Origin of the sequence: Alicyclobacillus acidiphilus NBRC 100859 (genome assembly GCF_001544355.1) — a bacterium.
GTDB lineage: Bacteria > Bacillota > Bacilli > Alicyclobacillales > Alicyclobacillaceae > Alicyclobacillus > Alicyclobacillus acidiphilus.
Genome location: NZ_BCQI01000002.1, coordinates 124,763 through 142,164 on the forward strand (window position 1 = coordinate 124,763; position 17,402 = coordinate 142,164).

21 protein-coding genes are annotated in these 17,402 nt (G+C 56.7%); 16 read left to right on the forward strand and 5 right to left on the reverse strand.

Going from position 1 to position 17,402, the window contains the following annotated elements:
* Positions 1 to 68 precede the first annotated feature (68 nt).
* Positions 69 to 191, forward strand: coding sequence for a hypothetical protein (locus tag AAC01S_RS20020; RefSeq protein WP_281178100.1), 123 nt, complete (start codon positions 69 to 71; stop codon positions 189 to 191).
* A gap of 114 nt (positions 192 to 305) precedes the next feature.
* Here AAC01S_RS20020 and AAC01S_RS01620 read toward each other — a convergent pair whose 3' ends face one another.
* Positions 306 to 1,046, reverse strand: coding sequence for a M48 family metallopeptidase (locus AAC01S_RS01620; RefSeq protein ID WP_169793987.1), 741 nt, complete (start codon positions 1,044 to 1,046; stop codon positions 306 to 308).
* A gap of 112 nt (positions 1,047 to 1,158) precedes the next feature.
* On the opposite strand from AAC01S_RS01620, the gene AAC01S_RS01625 reads away from it, so the two are divergent.
* Entirely contained in the window at positions 1,159 to 1,695 is a 537-nt protein-coding gene (locus AAC01S_RS01625; protein ID WP_067617695.1) for an LptM family lipoprotein, read from the forward strand.
* 50 nt (positions 1,696 to 1,745) lie between these two features.
* Here AAC01S_RS01625 and AAC01S_RS01630 read toward each other — a convergent pair whose 3' ends face one another.
* The 3 genes from AAC01S_RS01630 to AAC01S_RS01640 form a co-directional block, all read right to left on the reverse strand.
* Positions 1,746 to 2,255, reverse strand: a complete 510-nt coding sequence (locus AAC01S_RS01630; protein ID WP_067617698.1) for a permease — start codon at positions 2,253 to 2,255, stop codon at positions 1,746 to 1,748.
* A 27-nt stretch (positions 2,256 to 2,282) separates the two neighbouring features.
* The gene (locus AAC01S_RS01635; RefSeq protein WP_067617701.1) at positions 2,283 to 3,641 is read right to left on the reverse strand and encodes a glycosyl hydrolase family 18 protein; all 1,359 of its coding nucleotides are present in this window, start codon (positions 3,639 to 3,641) and stop codon (positions 2,283 to 2,285) included.
* Positions 3,642 to 3,722: 81 nt separating this feature from the next.
* Positions 3,723 to 4,403, reverse strand: a complete 681-nt coding sequence (locus AAC01S_RS01640) for a molybdenum cofactor biosynthesis protein (protein ID WP_067617704.1) — start codon at positions 4,401 to 4,403, stop codon at positions 3,723 to 3,725.
* 53 nt (positions 4,404 to 4,456) lie between these two features.
* On the opposite strand from AAC01S_RS01640, the gene moaC reads away from it, so the two are divergent.
* From moaC to AAC01S_RS01695, 11 genes are all read left to right on the forward strand, one after another.
* Entirely contained in the window at positions 4,457 to 4,984 is a 528-nt protein-coding gene (gene moaC, locus AAC01S_RS01645; protein WP_067617707.1) for a cyclic pyranopterin monophosphate synthase MoaC, read from the forward strand.
* Positions 4,985 to 5,086: 102 nt separating this feature from the next.
* The gene (gene lipA / locus AAC01S_RS01650) at positions 5,087 to 5,992 is read left to right on the forward strand and encodes a lipoyl synthase (RefSeq protein ID WP_067617710.1); all 906 of its coding nucleotides are present in this window, start codon (positions 5,087 to 5,089) and stop codon (positions 5,990 to 5,992) included.
* Between the two features lie 12 nt (positions 5,993 to 6,004).
* Positions 6,005 to 6,691: a lipoyl(octanoyl) transferase LipB gene (gene lipB / locus AAC01S_RS01655; RefSeq protein WP_157070999.1), complete on the forward strand. Its 687-nt coding sequence runs from the start codon at positions 6,005 to 6,007 to the stop codon at positions 6,689 to 6,691.
* Positions 6,681 to 7,841, forward strand: a complete 1,161-nt coding sequence (locus AAC01S_RS01660; RefSeq protein ID WP_067617713.1) for a M20/M25/M40 family metallo-hydrolase — start codon at positions 6,681 to 6,683, stop codon at positions 7,839 to 7,841. The genes lipB and AAC01S_RS01660 overlap by 11 nt, the downstream gene beginning before the upstream one ends.
* Positions 7,828 to 8,358, forward strand: coding sequence for an NUDIX hydrolase (locus AAC01S_RS01665; RefSeq protein ID WP_067617716.1), 531 nt, complete (start codon positions 7,828 to 7,830; stop codon positions 8,356 to 8,358). Before AAC01S_RS01660 ends, AAC01S_RS01665 begins: the two co-directional genes overlap by 14 nt.
* A complete protein-coding gene (locus AAC01S_RS01670; RefSeq protein WP_067617719.1) occupies positions 8,355 to 9,536 on the forward strand; it encodes an endonuclease Q family protein in 1,182 nt (393 codons plus the stop codon). Before AAC01S_RS01665 ends, AAC01S_RS01670 begins: the two co-directional genes overlap by 4 nt.
* Positions 9,537 to 9,688: 152 nt before the next feature.
* Positions 9,689 to 10,357 carry a stage II sporulation protein M gene (locus AAC01S_RS01675; protein ID WP_245630015.1) on the forward strand — a complete coding sequence of 223 codons (669 nt, stop codon included), beginning with the start codon at positions 9,689 to 9,691 and terminating at the stop codon, positions 10,355 to 10,357.
* Positions 10,358 to 10,367: 10 nt separating this feature from the next.
* A complete protein-coding gene (locus AAC01S_RS01680; protein ID WP_067617722.1) occupies positions 10,368 to 10,694 on the forward strand; it encodes an RNHCP domain-containing protein in 327 nt (108 codons plus the stop codon).
* 110 nt (positions 10,695 to 10,804) lie between these two features.
* Entirely contained in the window at positions 10,805 to 11,692 is an 888-nt protein-coding gene (xerD, locus tag AAC01S_RS01685) for a site-specific tyrosine recombinase XerD (RefSeq protein ID WP_067617875.1), read from the forward strand.
* A 21-nt stretch (positions 11,693 to 11,713) separates the two neighbouring features.
* On the forward strand, positions 11,714 to 12,898 hold the full coding sequence (locus AAC01S_RS01690; protein ID WP_067617725.1) for a phosphopentomutase: 1,185 nt from the start codon (positions 11,714 to 11,716) through the stop codon (positions 12,896 to 12,898).
* 106 nt (positions 12,899 to 13,004) lie between these two features.
* Positions 13,005 to 14,255 (forward strand): D-alanyl-D-alanine carboxypeptidase family protein, encoded by a 1,251-nt coding sequence (locus tag AAC01S_RS01695; protein WP_245630016.1) that lies wholly within the window; start codon positions 13,005 to 13,007, stop codon positions 14,253 to 14,255.
* Between the two features lie 106 nt (positions 14,256 to 14,361).
* Here the strand turns inward: AAC01S_RS01695 and AAC01S_RS01700 are convergent, their stop codons facing one another.
* Positions 14,362 to 15,624 (reverse strand): helix-turn-helix domain-containing protein, encoded by a 1,263-nt coding sequence (locus tag AAC01S_RS01700; protein ID WP_067617728.1) that lies wholly within the window; start codon positions 15,622 to 15,624, stop codon positions 14,362 to 14,364.
* Positions 15,625 to 15,796: 172 nt separating this feature from the next.
* Here AAC01S_RS01700 and spoIIAA point away from each other — a divergent pair, with 172 nt between their 5' ends.
* From spoIIAA to sigF, 3 genes are read left to right on the forward strand one after another with little or no spacing between them, the layout of a single operon-like run.
* On the forward strand, positions 15,797 to 16,144 hold the full coding sequence (spoIIAA, locus tag AAC01S_RS01705) for an anti-sigma F factor antagonist (RefSeq protein ID WP_174520807.1): 348 nt from the start codon (positions 15,797 to 15,799) through the stop codon (positions 16,142 to 16,144).
* 7 nt (positions 16,145 to 16,151) lie between these two features.
* Positions 16,152 to 16,613 carry an anti-sigma F factor gene (spoIIAB, locus tag AAC01S_RS01710; protein WP_067617731.1) on the forward strand — a complete coding sequence of 154 codons (462 nt, stop codon included), beginning with the start codon at positions 16,152 to 16,154 and terminating at the stop codon, positions 16,611 to 16,613.
* Positions 16,614 to 16,627: 14 nt separating this feature from the next.
* Positions 16,628 to 17,383 (forward strand): RNA polymerase sporulation sigma factor SigF, encoded by a 756-nt coding sequence (sigF, locus tag AAC01S_RS01715; protein WP_067617734.1) that lies wholly within the window; start codon positions 16,628 to 16,630, stop codon positions 17,381 to 17,383.
* The last annotated feature ends 19 nt before the right edge of the window (positions 17,384 to 17,402 follow it).

The following is a 17,402-nucleotide window of genomic DNA, read 5'->3' on the forward strand; positions in this document are numbered from 1 at the left end:
ATCCGCACATCCGAAGGCGGAGAGGCCGTCATACACTACACCAGAACTCGATGAGGGGGGTGTAGTGAATGTACGGAGTATTCGGCGGTTACACCCGTTGGGCAGTCGTGTTCCTGATCATCTTCGTGCTGTTCATCCTGCTGGTGCCGTACACCACCACGACGACCTGCACGACCACGCCAATCGCGTAAAACCATAACCATGGTAGAAGGGAACTGTCTGGCTCCGATCCAGACAGTTCCCAATATACATAGCTCCCGTTTGATCCCGCGCCCGTCTGACCACGCCGGGCTGTATTCTTCCCTTCAAACGCGAATCAACACGCCGTCTTCCTGCAAGTCGTACAAGCGCTCTCCATGGCGTCGCAACCACGCTCTGTGCGTCTCGAAATTCGGCTGCAAACGGCCAACCACGGCCCAAAACGCGGGGCTGTGATTCATCTGTTCCAGATGGGCCAACTCGTGGACGATGACGTAGGAAGCTACTTCGTATGGCGCTCCAATCAATCGCCAGTTCAAGTTGATGTTTCTGCGGCTGGAACAACTTCCCCAACGCCGGGCCTGCTCTTTGATGGTCACGCGCGCAGGGTGCAGGCCGGAACGCGCTTCCCAGACCTGAACCTGTTCGCGAAGCCGCTCCGCCGCCAGGCTTCGCAAAAAGCGATACGTCATCCGATGCAGATCCCAATCGTTCACGTGACCTGGCACGATCACGCTGTGTGCCGTTGGGTCGAGCGTGATCGACCGGCGCTTGGACGCCGTCGTCGCGATGGTGTACGCCTCGCCGCGAATGAGCACGGTGTCACCGGCTGCGATGGGCCGCTTGTAGACGGTGGTCGCCGCGGCTTGCTGCGAGAGGACCCACGACTGATGTTTTCTGATGGTTTGTTCGATCACGTCGTCCTTCACTTGCGTCGGGGCGCTCACGTGAAGCACACCGTCGCGCCAGCGGAGAATGATTCGAACTTGATGAGGACGGGCTGGCACCCGGATATAGGAAATCTGATGTTTGTCGAGCAGCAGAGACTTCACTTGGCCTTTCTCCAATCCGATTCGCCTCGCGGAATCGCGTGCTCCATCCATTGTACAGGATGGGGCATAACCGTGCCTATGCGTCGCAGAATAAGACATGGGATTGGCATTCAAAGGGGGCGTTACTGTGAAGAGGCTGCGCAACGTCGGTCTAATGGTCATGCTCATTGGTTTGGGATTAACGGGATGCGGCCAGAACGGATCCAGTGGGCAAAGCCAACCTTCCGCACAAGGGCAAGCTGCTGCGGTACAAGGCGCTCTGCCGAGCACCATCGCGGATCCACCAAAACATTTGGACATTCCCCACTGGGGGGCGCGCAATCCGCATTTTCACGTCTTGTCTTCCGGTGATCAGATTCGGATTTCGTCGACCGATCACGGTTGGAATGGACAGTTTGTCGATTTGTATTTCGTTCCGTATGCGAACGTAAAAGTCGAAGACGGCGACTATGCTGTTCGCGACACGGCCTCGCCGCAGCGAATCGCCACGGCTCGTATGAAGAACGACCAGACGTGGAGTGTCACGTGGAATACAAAGGGACATCCGCTTCCACAGACATTCTACATACTGGCGAGGACGAACACGGGGCAAGTGAATCTGGAACGAGTGATCAGATCATCTGGGAAGTATATTGATGGAGGCGCGGAGTCGTCGCTCCATTGACTTGTCGTTTCTGATTCGTCGCTTCCAGTTCACCGTTTCGCGGACTTTCGTCACATCTCGTCCGGGCTCTTGAACTGCTGCCACGCGATGTTGAACAACACGCCGCCGGCGATCGCGATCAACACGGAGATGACGGTTCGTATCACGGTGTAGCGAACGCCAAAGAACGGCACTTCCGCGGGCAGTCTCGTCAGGGAGACGAGTTGCCAGGACGTGATGAACGCGAACACGGCGCCAGGAGTCGCGTCCGCCGACAAGAGGCCCGCCGCGATTGGGTAGACCGCCCACCGGGAGCCTGTGCCAAACAGGCCGAGCAAGGCCGCCAGGACGATGCCGAAGAGTCCGGATTTCGGACCGAACCACCGCGCGATGGAAGAGGGTTCGATCAACTGGGCTGCGAGACCGGCGGCGAACATCGAGACGACAATCCACGGAACGGATTGGGTGAGCATCGACCATGACTCATCCAATCCTTCTGCTGCGATGTGGGGGCTGACGAAACTCAGAACCACGTAGCTGCCACAAGTCACAATCGCCAAGACTACCAGGCTCTTATCCACGCTTTTCAACTCCGTTGAAGGGATCGTTTACGGTTCCACCGTCCCGGACGATGCAGCCGAGCCATGCAGCATTTTGACGGTCGACTGCCATGTTTGGGTATCGATCCAGTCCAACGACCAGACCGATATGCCAGCGAGACCATCGTCATTGACCAGCGCAAGGGTGTCCGCATACGTTTGGGCTGTCGGATACCAGATTTCAATATATCCGTCTGGCTGAGGGTAGCGCGTATACATCAGATCGAGCATGGAATTCCACGTTCCTGCAGGCGCGTGCGCTTCAGCCAAAAACGATTGAACACCGCCCGCACTGATTGCGGCGCTGGTCACTGAGCCGTCGTTGTGGACGTGCCAATAACGGGTATAAAACGGGACTCCGAGCACCAGTTTGTCGGTCGGTACGCCGGTGTCGAGCAGATCGTTGACACTTTGCTCAATCCAAGGCACGTCGGCGACGGGACCTGGGTCCTGATCTGAGCTCCAGTGTTCGTCGTACGCCATGAGGACGATCTCGTCCGCGTACTCCGCGAGACCCGCGTGGAAAAACGCTTCGTCATCGCGCAACGGCACAATATCCGGCGAGACGTCTACGGACAAATTGATATTCAGCGGCTGCAGTTTACTATGCAGATCTTCGATGAACTTCGTGTACGCGTCGCGATCGTCGGATGCGATATTTTCGAAATCGACGTTGATCCCGTCCAACCCGTACGTCTTCGCTTGATACACGAGTTCGTCCACCAAATTTTGTTCCGCACGCGGGTTTTGCAGTACGGAATGGGTCAGTGTGGACGAGAACTGGTTGTCGACCATTGCCCACACTTTGATGTGGTGCTGGTGCGCATATTGAACGACCGACGGCAGAACGCCGACGGAAATATTTCCGGATGCATCCTGCAATTCAAACCAGGACGGGCTGACGACGTTGATGCCCGGCGCGTCTTGCATCAATTGAATGCTCGCGGCGGATGTCGTGGCTGGAAGCCAGCCCATGGCGATTTTGTTGCCTGCTATGGCCCAGGTCGAGATCGACGACATCAACGAGGATTGACTTCCGTTTTCGTTGAGCACCTGGGTTGCGGTCTGCGGCAGTACGGATTCGAGTATTTGCTTTGGATTGGACAAGGGCACAGGCAGGCGGGCAAGCAGACTGTCGACCGCCGAACGCATGCGAGATGTGGAAGATTCGCGATAGTCGGCCGTTCCGACAAGCTGATTCAATTCGATACTCGCAAACGCGTTGGCTTCGGACGAGGAGATTTCAGAAAAGAATTTGCTTCCAAACAGGAAGACAATCGCACCCGTCATGGTGGCGACGAACAAGACGAGCGATAGACTGGCTGCTAGAAATTGAGATATCACCTGTCGGACGGGTTGGCGATCCATAGCACACACTCCCTTATGGCAAGGTCCTAAGGGAGTCTATGAATGGCTAGGACGGTTTAGAAGAGTGATAGGCCGGAAACGCTACGAACGATTGGGGGCCCATTCTTGGCGGCCGTCGGCCAATTGCTCCTTTTTCCAAATAGCGACTTCCTTCTTCAATCGCTCAATCAACAAATTGGCGACTTCGAACGCGTCTTTGCGGTGGGGGGCCGATGCGCCGCAGATGACCGCAATGTCAGTCGGTACCAGCGTTCCGATGCGATGCCATTGAAGCGTCTTGACACCTGGATACAAGCGCGCCACATCCGATTCGATTTGCTCCATCTGGCGACGAACCATCGCGCCATACGCTTCGTAGGTCAGGTGTTTCGTCTGTTTGGCGCCCGTCCATTCCCGCACTGTGCCGATAAACAAAACTGTGCCGCCCTGATGCGGGTCTTCCAGGATGCGATACGCTTCGGACACATCGAGCGGTTCCGACGACAGACGGAGCGAGCCAGTTGAGAACGTATCTGTTTCACCGCCCCCGACAGGCGGCAAAAGGGCAATTTCGTCGGACGCTGTGAAATGATCCGCTGCCCGAGCCAGTTGATGGTTTCGCGCGACCATCACGTGGGCGAGGGCCTCCGACGCGTGCGGGTAGCGCGCCGCGACAAACGCGGGCAGTTCTCCGGCCGGCAATTGGCTGGGAATATCGATTTCGATCTTGTCCGTGCCGAAGATCTCCTTCAAGTTCGCAAATAATCTGATCTGAATTTGCATCAGGGATCACCTCATGTCAAAGTAGTAACAGGATCGAATCGGGAGCGTGATCGATGGTGTCTGAAAGACAGTTTACACATTTCACAGAAGATGGGCGACCTGTCATGGTCGATGTGAGTGAAAAGGCATTCACCAAGCGCACCGCAGTCGCGGAAGCGTTTGTTCGCATGCGCGGTGAAACTCGCGAGGCTATTGTACAACATGCCATAAAGAAAGGCGATGTCCTTTCGATCGCGCAGTTGGCAGGCATTATGGCAGCCAAACGCACGTCGGAATTGATCCCCTTGTGCCACCAGGTGCCTTTACACCATGTGTCGCTCGACATCGGGTTTGAGGATACCGATGAAGCGCGTTCCAAAGCCCATTCCGCCGAGGATCCAGAGGCGATCCTTCGCATCGAATGCACGGTGGAAACGGCATACCAGACGGGCGTCGAAATGGAAGCGTTGACGGCTTGCTCGGTTGCCGCGTTGACCGTCTACGACATGTGCAAGTCGATGGATCGGGGAATGTCGCTCGAGCAAGTGAGGTTGATCTACAAGAGCGGCGGCAAAAGCGGAACATTTCGGGCCGATGCGTGAGATGCCGCCTCGTGGAGCCTGCGTGGAGCCGATGGTCGGAAAGATGTACAATGGATAGGTGATGGAAGGCCTATGACACGTCGATGGTAGGGTGATGAATAGATGGAACGCTTGGTTCAGTCGAAGCAGGAAAAAGCGTTGAAGATGGAAGAACAGCGGAAAAATCGTCCTGAATGGCTGAAAATCACCGCCAAGACGGGACCAAACTATACAGCGTTGAAAGACATCATGCGCTCACAATCGCTTCACACCGTTTGCGAAGAAGCGCACTGCCCGAACATCTTCGAATGTTGGGAGCAGCGCACAGCCACGTTTATGATCCTGGGCGACATCTGCACGCGAGCTTGCCGTTTCTGCGCCGTTCACACAGGCAAGCCGTCAGAGTTGGATCTTCGTGAACCGAAACGGGTGGCAGAAGCGGTTGTGGCGATGGGCCTGGAACACGTCGTGGTCACGAGTGTCGCCCGAGACGATTTGGCCGACGGCGGCGCATCCGTGTTCGCGGCGACCATCCGGGAAATTCGCCAACGCGTGCCCGGCTGCGGCGTCGAAGTGTTGATTCCCGACTTCGACGGCAACTGGGACGCGCTGAAAGTCGTCATGGACGCGCGCCCCGACATTCTCAACCACAACGTCGAGACGGTTCGTCGCTTGTCCGACGCGGTGCGATCGCGGGCGAAGTATGATCGCACGCTGGAACTGCTCGAGCGCGCGAAAGCTTTGCGGCCCGATGTGCAGACCAAGTCGAGCATCATGGTTGGCGTCGGCGAAACGATGGAAGAAGTGTTTGAAACGATGGACGACCTGCGGGCTGTCGGCGTCGACATCCTGACCATCGGCCAGTATCTGCAGCCGACCGAAAAGCACCTCGTCGTCGAGAAATTCTACACGCCGACGGAGTTTCTGCGGATGCGCGGGGAAGGTTTAAAACGGGGATTTCGGCACGTCGAATCAGGGCCGATGGTTCGCAGTTCGTATCACGCGAAAGATCAGGTCGTCAGAGCGTAAGGAGGGTGTCGCGTGACAGTCGAGATCGAGTGGCGGGAACTCGGGACGATGCACTATGACGAGGCGTTGCGGCTGCAAATGGACCAAGCGTCGGCGTTGTTGAACGGGGGCGAGGACCGACAAGCCGTCTTCGTCGTGGAGCATCCCCGCACCATCACCATCGGGCGGAACGGTTCGTTCGCCAACGTGGTAAAACCCGTGCAGGAACTCGAAGCTTTGGGATTCACCATTCGCGAGGTCGATCGCGGCGGCGACGTCACCTACCACGGTCCAGGACAATTGGTGGTCTACCCGGTCCTCCATCTGGCTCCGTGGGACAACGACGTATCTGCCTACGTGCGCAAGCTGGAAGAAGTAGTGATCAGATCTCTGGCGGAGGTCGGTATCGTCGGCGAGCGCGTGGAAGCGTATCCTGGCGTCTGGGTCGGCGAGAACAAGATCTGCGCCGTGGGCGCTCGCGTCAAACGGAGATCGAGCGGGGAGTTTGTGACATACCATGGATTCGCGCTCAACATCAACACCCAACTCGACGATTTCGCGACCATCGTCCCTTGCGGGATTCACGACAAAGGAGTGACGTCCATTCAGAAGGAGTTGGGCGCTTTACAGGACTTCCAGGAATGGGCGGAGCGGATCCAGCGAATCTTCTTGTCCGTATTCAATGCTGTGGTGAGCCCGGAGGTCAAGGTTGGACGCTGACAGTACGGCCGTGCTGGTTCGCGATGTCAGACAGACGTTTTTCTCCCTGCTTGGCATTCCCAGTCCTTCGCTGCAGGAAGGCGCGTTGGCCCGATACTGCGTTGCTCGTCTTCGCGAATTGGGAATGACGGTCGAGGTCGATCGCGCCGGGGAAGAGATCGGCGCCGACACGGGGAACCTGATCGCGTGGTTGCCAGGGGACACGACGTTGCCGACCATCCTTCTTTGTGCCCACATGGACACGGTGCCATCGGCGGTGGAGGTTCGACCAAGGGTGGACGAAGGCGGGATCGTGCACACGGACAAAACAGCCGTCTTGGGCGCCGATGACAAGGCTGGTGTTGCCGCGATCCTCGCGGCGTTGCGGCAAATCCGCCGCCTTCGCCCGACGCATGGTCCCATCCAGGTCTTGTTGACCATCGCCGAGGAGCGCGGTATGGAAGGCATCCGCCGTCTGCAGCCGCAGCGGTTGGCGGCGGACTTCGGGCTGTGCCTCGACAGCGACGGCCCGGTGGGGACATTCGTCGTCACGGGCATGGGATGCGTGAGTTTTCGGATTGAATACGGCTTCAGAGCAAGTCCCGCAGATGTTCGCCAGACGAGCGCGGTGCGAACGCTGCGCCAAGTGCTGGTCGAGCTGCGGCGTTCACCCGCGTTTGCCGATGTGCAATGGGAGATTGCGCAATTTATGGGTGTCGAGCGCGATCACGGCCTCGGCGTTCAGGCCGTTGGCCGCATTCGATCGTGGTCCAACCGCCAGTTGCAGGCGGCGGTTCGGGCCATGCGAACGGCGTTTCAATCGCTGGCGATGCGGACGGACTCGTATTTTATTCTGGAGACCGACGTCTCGTTTCCGGCGTACGACATTCCGGCTCACAGCATGGTTCGCGAGCGGATCGAACAGAGTATGCGCCGTTGCGGTCTCACACCTGTCCCCATGCGGGTTACGGACGGTAGTGACGCAAATTGGCTGTGCGGCGAGTTCGGGCTGCCTGTGGTCAATCTCGGAATGGGTTACGAGCACGCACACAGTGTACGCGAGCGGATTGCGATCTCAGACATTTGCGATGTGACTCGAGTTGTGTTGGACTTTGTAGCGAATCCACCGCGAAACCCGCTTGAAGGAGGGGCTTGGCATGGCCAACCATGAACGAACCATCGACACAGAGCCGATCTTCGAAGGTCGGATGATCCGCGTGAACAAGCTGACGGTCGAATTGCCAAACGGCAAGACTAGCACTCGCGAAGTCGTGGTGCATCCAGGCGCCGTCGCTGTGTTGGCCGAGGTCAGCCAGAATCGCGTGATCTTGGTTCGCCAGTACCGGAAGGCTTGCGAGAAGGAACTGTGGGAGATTCCTGCCGGCAAGCTGGAAAAGGATGAAGACCCGTTGCAGGCGGCGATTCGAGAACTCTCCGAGGAAACCGGCTACGTCGCCGCTAAACTGGAGCCCATCTACCGATTTTACACGACGCCCGGCTTCACGAATGAACGCCTGCATGTCTACTATGCCGACGAATTGACAGAAGGAGACGTGCACCCCGACGAGGACGAGTTTGTCGACGCTCGCGCCTTTACGCGCGACGAAGTCGAGCGGATGATGGCGTCCGGCGAGATTGAGGACGCGAAGACCTTGATTGCGCTTCTGTGGTGGAGAACGCGCGCTTGAAGTCGTTGTACGCGGACTTTCATGTGCACGTCGGGGAGGCCAAAGGGAGACCGGTCAAAATTGCGGCCGCGCGCAGCTTGACCTTGCCGCGGCTGTTGGAGCATGCGAGGTACGTCAAAGGGTTGGACGTCGTCACGGTGATCGATGGTGTGTGCGATCACGTCCTCGAGGAGATCGACGACCTTTTCGCCAAGGGCGAGTTGACTCAGGCACAGGGCGGCGGTCTGCTGTATCGCGGCGAATTGCTCGTCATCCTGGGGGCGGAGGTCGAATTGAGCGGTCCGTTCGGCCGCGCCGCACACTTTGGATGCTGGTTTCCCAACCTGGATGCCGCGAGGGATTTCAACGCTTGGCTCAAAGGTGTCCAACGCAATACGAGCCTGTCGTCCCAACTGGCGCGAACGGATGCCGGCGCTCTGGCGAAAGCGACGCACGAACGCCGCGGATTATTCGTCGTTCACCACGCGTTCACGCCTTTCAAGGGGATTCTTGGGGCCGCCGTGGACCATCTGTCCGAGTTCGTCGACACTCATCAGATCGACGCGCTGGAACTCGGCTTGTCGGCCGACACGGCGATGGCGGATCGGATTGAACACATTCGTCCATTCACGTTTCTTTCCAACTCCGACGCGCATGGGCTTGCAACCATCGCGCGCGAATTTAACCGCATCAGGCTCAATCGCCTGTCTTTTGACGAAGTGGCGGCGCTTGTGCACAAGCGGAGTCCCGGCTCGATCGTCCTGGAGAATTTCGGACTGCATCCAGCCCATGGCAAATATTATCGATCGCGCTGCCGCAAGTGCGGCATGTACCTCGACGATGATCGGCAGTGCGTGTGCGGCACCGCACGGCACCACGTCGTCGGCGTAGCGGAACGCGTGTCGCAGCTCGCGAACGGGGACAGTGCGCTGCATCCGCCGGATCGACCGCCCTACCGACACATTGTGCCGCTTCGATCCATCCCGGGGCTCGGCCCGAAGGCGTACCAGCGGATCCTGGACGCGTTCGGTACGGAACTTGCCCTGTACGAAGATGGCGTGACGTTGGCGGCACTTGCCGACGTGATCGATAGGAAGCTGGCCGAACGCGTGTTTGCGGCCCTGTGCGGCGACGTGTCGTTCCGTGAAGGCGGCGCCGGGCGCTACGGAAGGATGTTGGTAGGCGAAGATGTGAACTAGATTGTTTCGCGTTGTTTCGCATTGTTTCAGGTAGAAGCCAAAGCCCATCGCAAAATGTTAGTCTAGCAGAAGGGGCCGGATCATAGACTCGTCGTAGAATGCTTGACGGACTTCGCATGGACAGGTGCGGGCCGTTACAGGGGGAGACTGCGATGAGAACATCGACCTTTGTGCCGAGATCGACCCGACAGCCGATGGGTGTTCAGAGCCTGACGCGCGCTGCGATGCGCGAGTTTGTCAGGCGGCACCTGCACGTATGGTCGTTTTTGCTGGGCGTCATGTTGTGCGGTTTGGTGTTTGGCGGAATCCTATCGGCACAAATCGGACAAACCGATAAGCTGGTCCTCGGGAACGCGCTGGAAGAGCTGTTTACGGCCATGAAAAACCACTCGCTTGCTTCCGGTCCGGACCTGTGGTTCCAGAGGGCGATCGACGATGGCGAGTGGGTTGGCTGCATCTGGCTGTTTGGCGTTTCGGTCATCGGCATCCCATTCGTCGTCGCCACGATGTTTTACAAGGCGTTTACCGTGGGGTTCGGGATTGGCTATACGACGCTGCAGTTTGGTTGGAAGGGCGCAATTGTCAGTTCGGTTGGCATTTTTCTGCATGAAGTGATTATTCTATTCACGTTGTTTATCGCCGCTGGCACAGCCATTCGCTTTTCGCAGCGCATTCTGGCTCAAGCGCTGCCGATGACAGAGCTGACCATGCAATTTCTGAAATACACGGGCACCTTTATTCTCTGCAGCGGCGGCGTCATGTTGGGCGCTTTCGTCCAGGCCTTTATGGTTCCGCATTTACTGGTCCACTTCATTCGTTAGGCGGTGCGCGATGTCTTCATTTACGTATCGAAATGAATCATTCACATGCGGGCATTGCGGGCTGTTTGTACAGCCCAGTGAACGAACGTGTCGAAATCACTGTCCCCGCTGCCTGTATTCGGTTCACCTCGACGTCTTTCCAGGAGATCGGATGGCCGACTGCGGCGGGCTGATGGAACCTATTCGCATCGAATACAACTCCAAAAAGGGCTATCAGATCGTGCACCGATGCCTGACGTGCGGGCACATCGGACGGAATATTGTGCTTCGAGACGTGGCCGTTCAACCCGATGACGAAGGGGCGATTTTCCACCTGATGCGCCATCCAAAAGCCTGAGTGTGATCCTGGTGTTGGCGAGTCTTGTCGAATCATGGCAGGACTTTTTCTGTTTTTGTGGAATATTCCACGAGACGTCGGCATACGGAACACAAAAAGGGAGTTTCGGCATGGATGAGTGGATTCGCCGTTTCATAGAGTATCTCGCCATTGAACGGAGCTTGTCTGCCAATACGCTGGACTCGTATGAGCGGGACTTGCGATCGTTTCAGCAATATATCAAACGTCGCGGCGATCTGCCTCTTGAGGCTGTACAAAGGCATCACCTCTCGGCCTATCTTGGGCACTTGCATGAAATGGGCCGCGCCAATTCGACCATTTCGCGCAACTTGGCCGCCATCAGATCTTTCTTTCACTTTCTGGTGCGGGAGAATGTCATCGTTCAAGATCCGACCGTACATGTGGAAACACCGCGGATTGAAAAACGACTGCCTCGCGTGTTGACGCCTGAAGACGTCGAGCGCCTCTTGCGGGCGCCTGACCAAACGACGCCGTCCGGCATGCGCGACTACGCGATGTTGGAGTTGTTGTACGCCACAGGCATTCGCGTCAGCGAATTGGTTTCACTGCAATGCGAAGATTTGCATCTGTCCGGGGGATTTCTGCGGTGTATGGGCAAAGGCGGCAAGGAGCGCATCATTCCCGTTGGAGAGTACGCGCTCCACGCGCTTCATACATATATGGAGGTGGCGCGGCCGTCATTTATCAAAAACCGGGCAGTGAACGCCTTGTTCCTGAACCATCACGGAACACAGATGTCGCGGCAAGGGTTTTGGAAGATCTTGAAAAAGTACGCCCAGGAAGCGCAGATCGTGAAGGAGATCACACCGCACACCCTGCGCCATTCGTTTGCGACACATCTCTTGGAGCGCGGCGCAGATTTGCGGGCGGTTCAGGAAATGCTAGGACATGCCGACATTTCCACGACGCAGATATATACCCACGTGACACGTGGTAGATTGAAAGAGATTTATATGTCTGCCCATCCTCGGTCATAAATCGGGTAAGGAGCACGCGCAATGGCAAACGACAAACGTTGTATCTGGATTGTGTTGGACAGCTGCGGTATCGGAGCAGCGCCAGATTCGGAGAAGTATGGGGAAGCGGACGCCAAGAGCAACACGTTCGCGCACGTCGCCCGTCACGCCGGCGGCCTGCACGTGCCCAATCTAGCAAGGTTGGGACTCGGGTGTATTCACCCCGTCGACGGGGTATCCACGGACGATGTAACCGGAGCCTTCGGGAAGATGGTCGAGCGGTCGGCGGGCAAGGACACGACCAACGGTCATTTGGAGTTCGTCGGGGTCGTCTTGGACAAACCCATGCCGACGTATCCGGATGGGTTTCCCCCTGAGATCATTCAACCGTTCGAAGCGTACGTGGGCAAACCGGTACTGGCCAATCGTCCTGCCTCCGGCACCGAGATCATCAAGGAATTTGGCGAAGAGCACATGCGGACAGGACGGCCCATCGTCTACACGTCCGCGGATAGTGTCTTTCAAATCGCCGCGCACGAGGATGTCGTCCCGGTCGATCGATTGTACGACTGGTGCGAATACGCGAGATCCATCCTCACGGGAGATCACGCCGTGGGGCGGGTCATTGCCAGACCATTCGTCGGACAGCCGGGCAGTTTTGAGCGGACGGATCGGCGCAGGGACTTCTCTCTGACCTTTGGAAACACCGTCCTGAATGCCATCGAGGATGCTGGCTATCCCGTGATCGGCATCGGGAAAATCGGCGATATCTACGGCGGAAGCGGCATTTCCGAGAGCGTGCACACGCACGACAACGAGGACGGCATGCGTCAGTTGCTGCGCCGCTGCGAATTGCACGACCATGGGTTGTTGTACGCCAATCTGGTCGATTTCGACGCCAAGTACGGCCACCGCAACGATCCGGTTGGTTTTGCCAAGGCCATCGAATCATTCGATGTGCAGCTCGGTGAACTGCTCAAGGTGCTCGCCGATGGCGATCTGTTGTGCATCACCGCCGATCACGGCTGCGATCCAACGGTTCCAGGTACGGATCACACTCGAGAAGTGGTGCCGTTGCTGATGTACCATAAAGGTTTGCACAGGGCCATCGACTTGGGAACGAGATCGACGTTCGCCGATCTCGGCGCGACCATCGCCGACTTTTTCGGCGTCAGCAAGCCTGATGTGGGCGTGTCATTCCTGGCGGATCTGCAGCTGTCGAAGTAAACGGCCCGAAGAGCAGCGAGTAGAACGTGTAGAAAGGAAAATCTTGCGCAAACTAACCCCTGATTCTGTCCAACGTACTTACATACGACAAACAGGGGGTTGCAAGATGGCACGGAGAAGCAGTTTCGTAAAACGGGTGACCGTCGCCAGCCTGACGATGCTGGCGATAGGTTCGCCCATTTTTGGATCGATACATGCACAGACGGCTGCTGCCAACGTTGTGACGGTGACACCGCTCAGCGAACGGACGCCGGCGAAATCGGAGCCGACTTCTGCGGTCGACTTGGCCAAGAACGCTCGATCCGCTGTGCTGATGGATGCGGCGACAGGCAAGGTCCTGTATCAAAAGGACGGCAATGAAGAGCTGCCGATGGCCAGTATCACGAAAATCATGACGATGCTGCTGATCCTGGAGGCAGTGGACAGCGGCAAGATCAAATGGACGGATCAGGTCAAGACGAGCGACTATGCCGCCAGCATGGGTGGTTCACAAATCTTTCTGGAACCCGGAGAAAGCATGAGCGTGCGCGACATGCTCAAAGGAATCGCCGTCGCGTCCGCGAACGACGCGTGCGTCGCCATGGCCGAATACCTGGATGGCAGCGAGGAAGCGTTCGTCTCGAGAATGAACGAGCGAGCGAAGCAGTTGGGGATGACCGACACCCATTTCTCGAATTGCAACGGACTTCCCGCAAAAAATCACTACTCCAGCGCACACGACATCGCCGTGATGTCGAGAGCGTTGTTGGCGCATCCGGAGATTACATCCTTCACATCGATTTATAGCGATTATCTGCGCAAGGATTCGGATCGGCCGCTGTGGCTGGTCAACACGAATAAATTGGTCCGCTTCTACGATGGCGTGGACGGGTTGAAGACCGGGTACACGCAAGAGGCTAAATACTGTCTCTCGGCTACCGCAAAGCGGGGAGATTTCCGTGTCATTGCTGTCGTGATGGGCGAGCCGAAGCCGACCGTGCGCAACGCCGAGGTCAGTTCGATGCTCAATTGGGCGTTCAGTCACTATTCCTCTGTCCTCGTCTACCCAGCAGGGCAGGTGGTGGCACAGGCCAAAGTGTCGAAGGGAACGAAAGATACGGTTCCTGTGGTGACCCAAACGTCGGTTGGTTACGTCGTTCAAAAAGGATCGAAGAAAGCGCATGAATGCAAAATCGAGATCGACAAGCTACGCGCACCCGTGAAACAAGGTCAACGGGTCGGAATGCTGCATCTCATCGTCGACGGCACCACGGTCGAGCAAGTGCCTTTGATTGCGCAAACCGGGGTCGATCGCGCGAATTTCTTCCAGGGTCTTTCGAAGACGGTGAAGAAAATCGTGACATTTGGCCAGGGCTGATGGTCGCCTGGCCCGACGGCTCGACGGGCTTCGACAGCCTGTCGAGCTCTCGAGAAATTTGTGGACAAATCTTATTGATCAGGAAATATGGATTCGGAACGATCGTTTATTTCTGTATGGTGAGCACCGCCCGTGCGTGCGCCTGACACAGCCTAATCAGGTCGCCTTGACGGCCGCTCGCCATGAAATACTGTCGCTGCGCCTCGCGAATGTCAGGCAGCAGCGCGGGCGGCAGCCGTTCCTGGTTCGATTCCAGCCATTCAAGTTCTTGCGCGGCATCTTCCAGCTCGCCGAAAGCCAAACGGCATTTCGCCCGCACCAATTTCAAACTCGCTTCAACTGACCTTTCCAGCTTCGTGTGTTTCAACGCCTCATCCGCTTGTTCCATCGCCTCTCGATAGTTGCCCATGGCCAAACTCACCAGGGCGAGCTCGTGCTGAACGGCAATCCTCTGCAGCGAGTCCAGCGGCGCGATATTGGCAAGGGTCGACCGAAGCACCGCGTGCGCTTCCTCGTATCGCTGCGCATATCGCAAGGCCATGCCCTTGTTGATAAAACATTGAATCAGCGAATAGGTGTTTCCATTCTGAAGATATTCTTCAATCGAACGATCACAGTATTCTATCGCCCGATCGAAGTTGTGCATGCACAGGCAGGCACAGGCAAGGCCGTGATAGACCCGGCCGTGATCGACTCCGCCGTAGATGGCGTGAAGCTGGAGAATTTCGTCGTACAAGTTCGCAGCTTCCGCGAATCTGCCCTCCAGCAGGTACATACGAGCGAGATGCATATCGATTTTGACCGCGATCGGCATGTAGAGCTGGGGATTGTGCAGCAGCACTTCTCGGGCGCGCGCAAAATAGACCGTTGCCACATTGGCGAGGCCATGTTTGCGCAAGGCAATCGCCGCATGATAATAGTTGTGGACGACCATGGGCAGGTCGTTTCGTTCGTAACCCAATTGAATCAGGCATTCGTACATTTTGACGGCTTGACCATAATCGCGAATTTTCGAATAACAGTCGGCCAGCTCGTTGTAAATCACTTCGGGTTTCAGTGGGGCTCCGAGCGGCCACGACAACCCTTTGAGCAATCCAATGGCCTCTTCGAACTTGCCTTCCTGAAGGCACTGTTTCGCCAATTTGAAGTTCGCCACGTCATCCGCTTTCTCCACCAGGCTGTTGGCAAAATACTCGATGTCCACGCCAAGTCGGTTGGCCAATGCTTCCAGCAGGGCGGGCGACGGAGTCGCGCGATCGGATTCGACCTGACTGACCATACTCGCCGTAACAAGCCCTTCTGCCAAAGATTGCTGGGTAAACCCGCGCTGCTTCCGCAAGTTTCGGAGCTTGGTGCCCAGTGTCTCCATGGTTGTCGCCTCCTCGCCACATTTATTCAATTCTACTACGGATATCCAACGGCAGGAACTAGGAATTTGTCGAAATGAAGAGAAGCCCCACTAGTTTTGTCAAGGAGCAGGAATTGTGTCCTGAAACCGTGAATTCTTGGCGACATTGTGTGAATGAGAGGAGTCGTATGCGGTGCCGTTAGTGGAGACGAGATTTGAGCACGGTGTGTTGGTCATCTCGCTAAAAGGGGAGCTTGACCACCACGCTGTCGAGCAGATTCGGGACAATATCGAACGTCAATTGGCAGAAAACCACTACAGAGGTCTGGTCATCTCGTTTCGAAATATCGAATTCATGGATAGTTCGGGATTGGGCCTCATCTTGGGACGATATCGAACCGTCAGGGAGCACGGCGGCCAGATGGCCTTGTGTGAAGTCGGCGCCTCGCTTCGCAAACTGTTTGAAATGTCCGGATTACTGAAGGTGTTGCCAGTGTACGACTCGGAGGAAGTCGCTGTGCAAGCTATCCAGGGAGCGTGAGAGCCAGATGGATCGAGTCATGGAGGAAGTTCGATTGAGCAACTACCTGCGTTTGCAGTTTCCGAGCAAATCCGAAAATGAGTCGCTGGCGCGCATCACCGTGGCATCGTTTGTGGCCAATCTCGATCCCACGATGGAAGAGTTGACCGAGCTGAAGACCGCGGTTTCGGAAGCTGTCACCAACGCCATCATTCATGGTTACGGAGAGCAGGCCGGGGAAGTCACGATTGAGTGCGCGTTGTTCGATCACACCGTGAAAGTCGTCATCGAAGACAAGGGCGTCGGTATTGCCGATATCGACGAAGCCCGCCAGCCCATGTACACGTCCCGGCCCGAACTCGAACGATCCGGGATGGGTATGACCATCATGGAGACGTTTGTGGATTCCATCGAGATCGAATCGACGGTCGGTGAAGGAACGCGCGTGACGTTGATCAAGACATTCGGCATGAGCAACGACGTCATGTGATGGAGGTCTCTTCAATGGACTACGCAAAAGAGGCTTCTGCAAAACATCACAAGCTGAGCGACGACGAGGTTCGGGAGCTGCTGGAAAAGAGCCATGCCGGAGACGTCGAAGCCAGAGAACGGCTTGTCGTGCACAACCAACGGCTCGTTTGGGCCGTCGTGCAGCGGTTTCTTGGGAGAGGCTACGAAGCCGATGACCTGTTTCAAATTGGCTGTATCGGTCTCATGAAGGCTGTCGATAAATTTGATCTGTCGTACGATGTGAAATTTTCCACCTACGCGGTTCCGATGATCATCGGCGAAATTCAGCGGTTTTTGCGCGATGACAGCACCGTAAAGGTCAGTCGGAGCCTGAAAGAGACGGCGAAGCAGATTCGCCACGTTCGGGATCGGCTGTCGAAAGAATTGGGCCGGCAGCCCCATATTACCGAAGTGGCGGAAGCCATGGGCATGGAACCGTCGGAAATCGTGTTCGCCCAGGAAGCGTTGCGCGCGCCTGCGTCGATTCACGAGACGGTCTACGAAAACGATGGCGATCCCATCTATTTGATGGATCAAATCGCGGACGAGGAGACCGAAGGAAAGTTTGACAAAGTCGAACTGCACGAAATCATCGGTCGGCTGCCTGAGCGTGAACGATACATCGTGTACATGCGCTTCTTTCGCGACAAGACACAGAGCGACGTCGCAAAGGTGCTCGGCATCTCGCAAGTGCAGGTGTCGCGGCTGGAAAAACGAATACTTCAGCAAATGAGAGAGGAACTCGAATAGCCGCGTCAGCGGCTTTTTT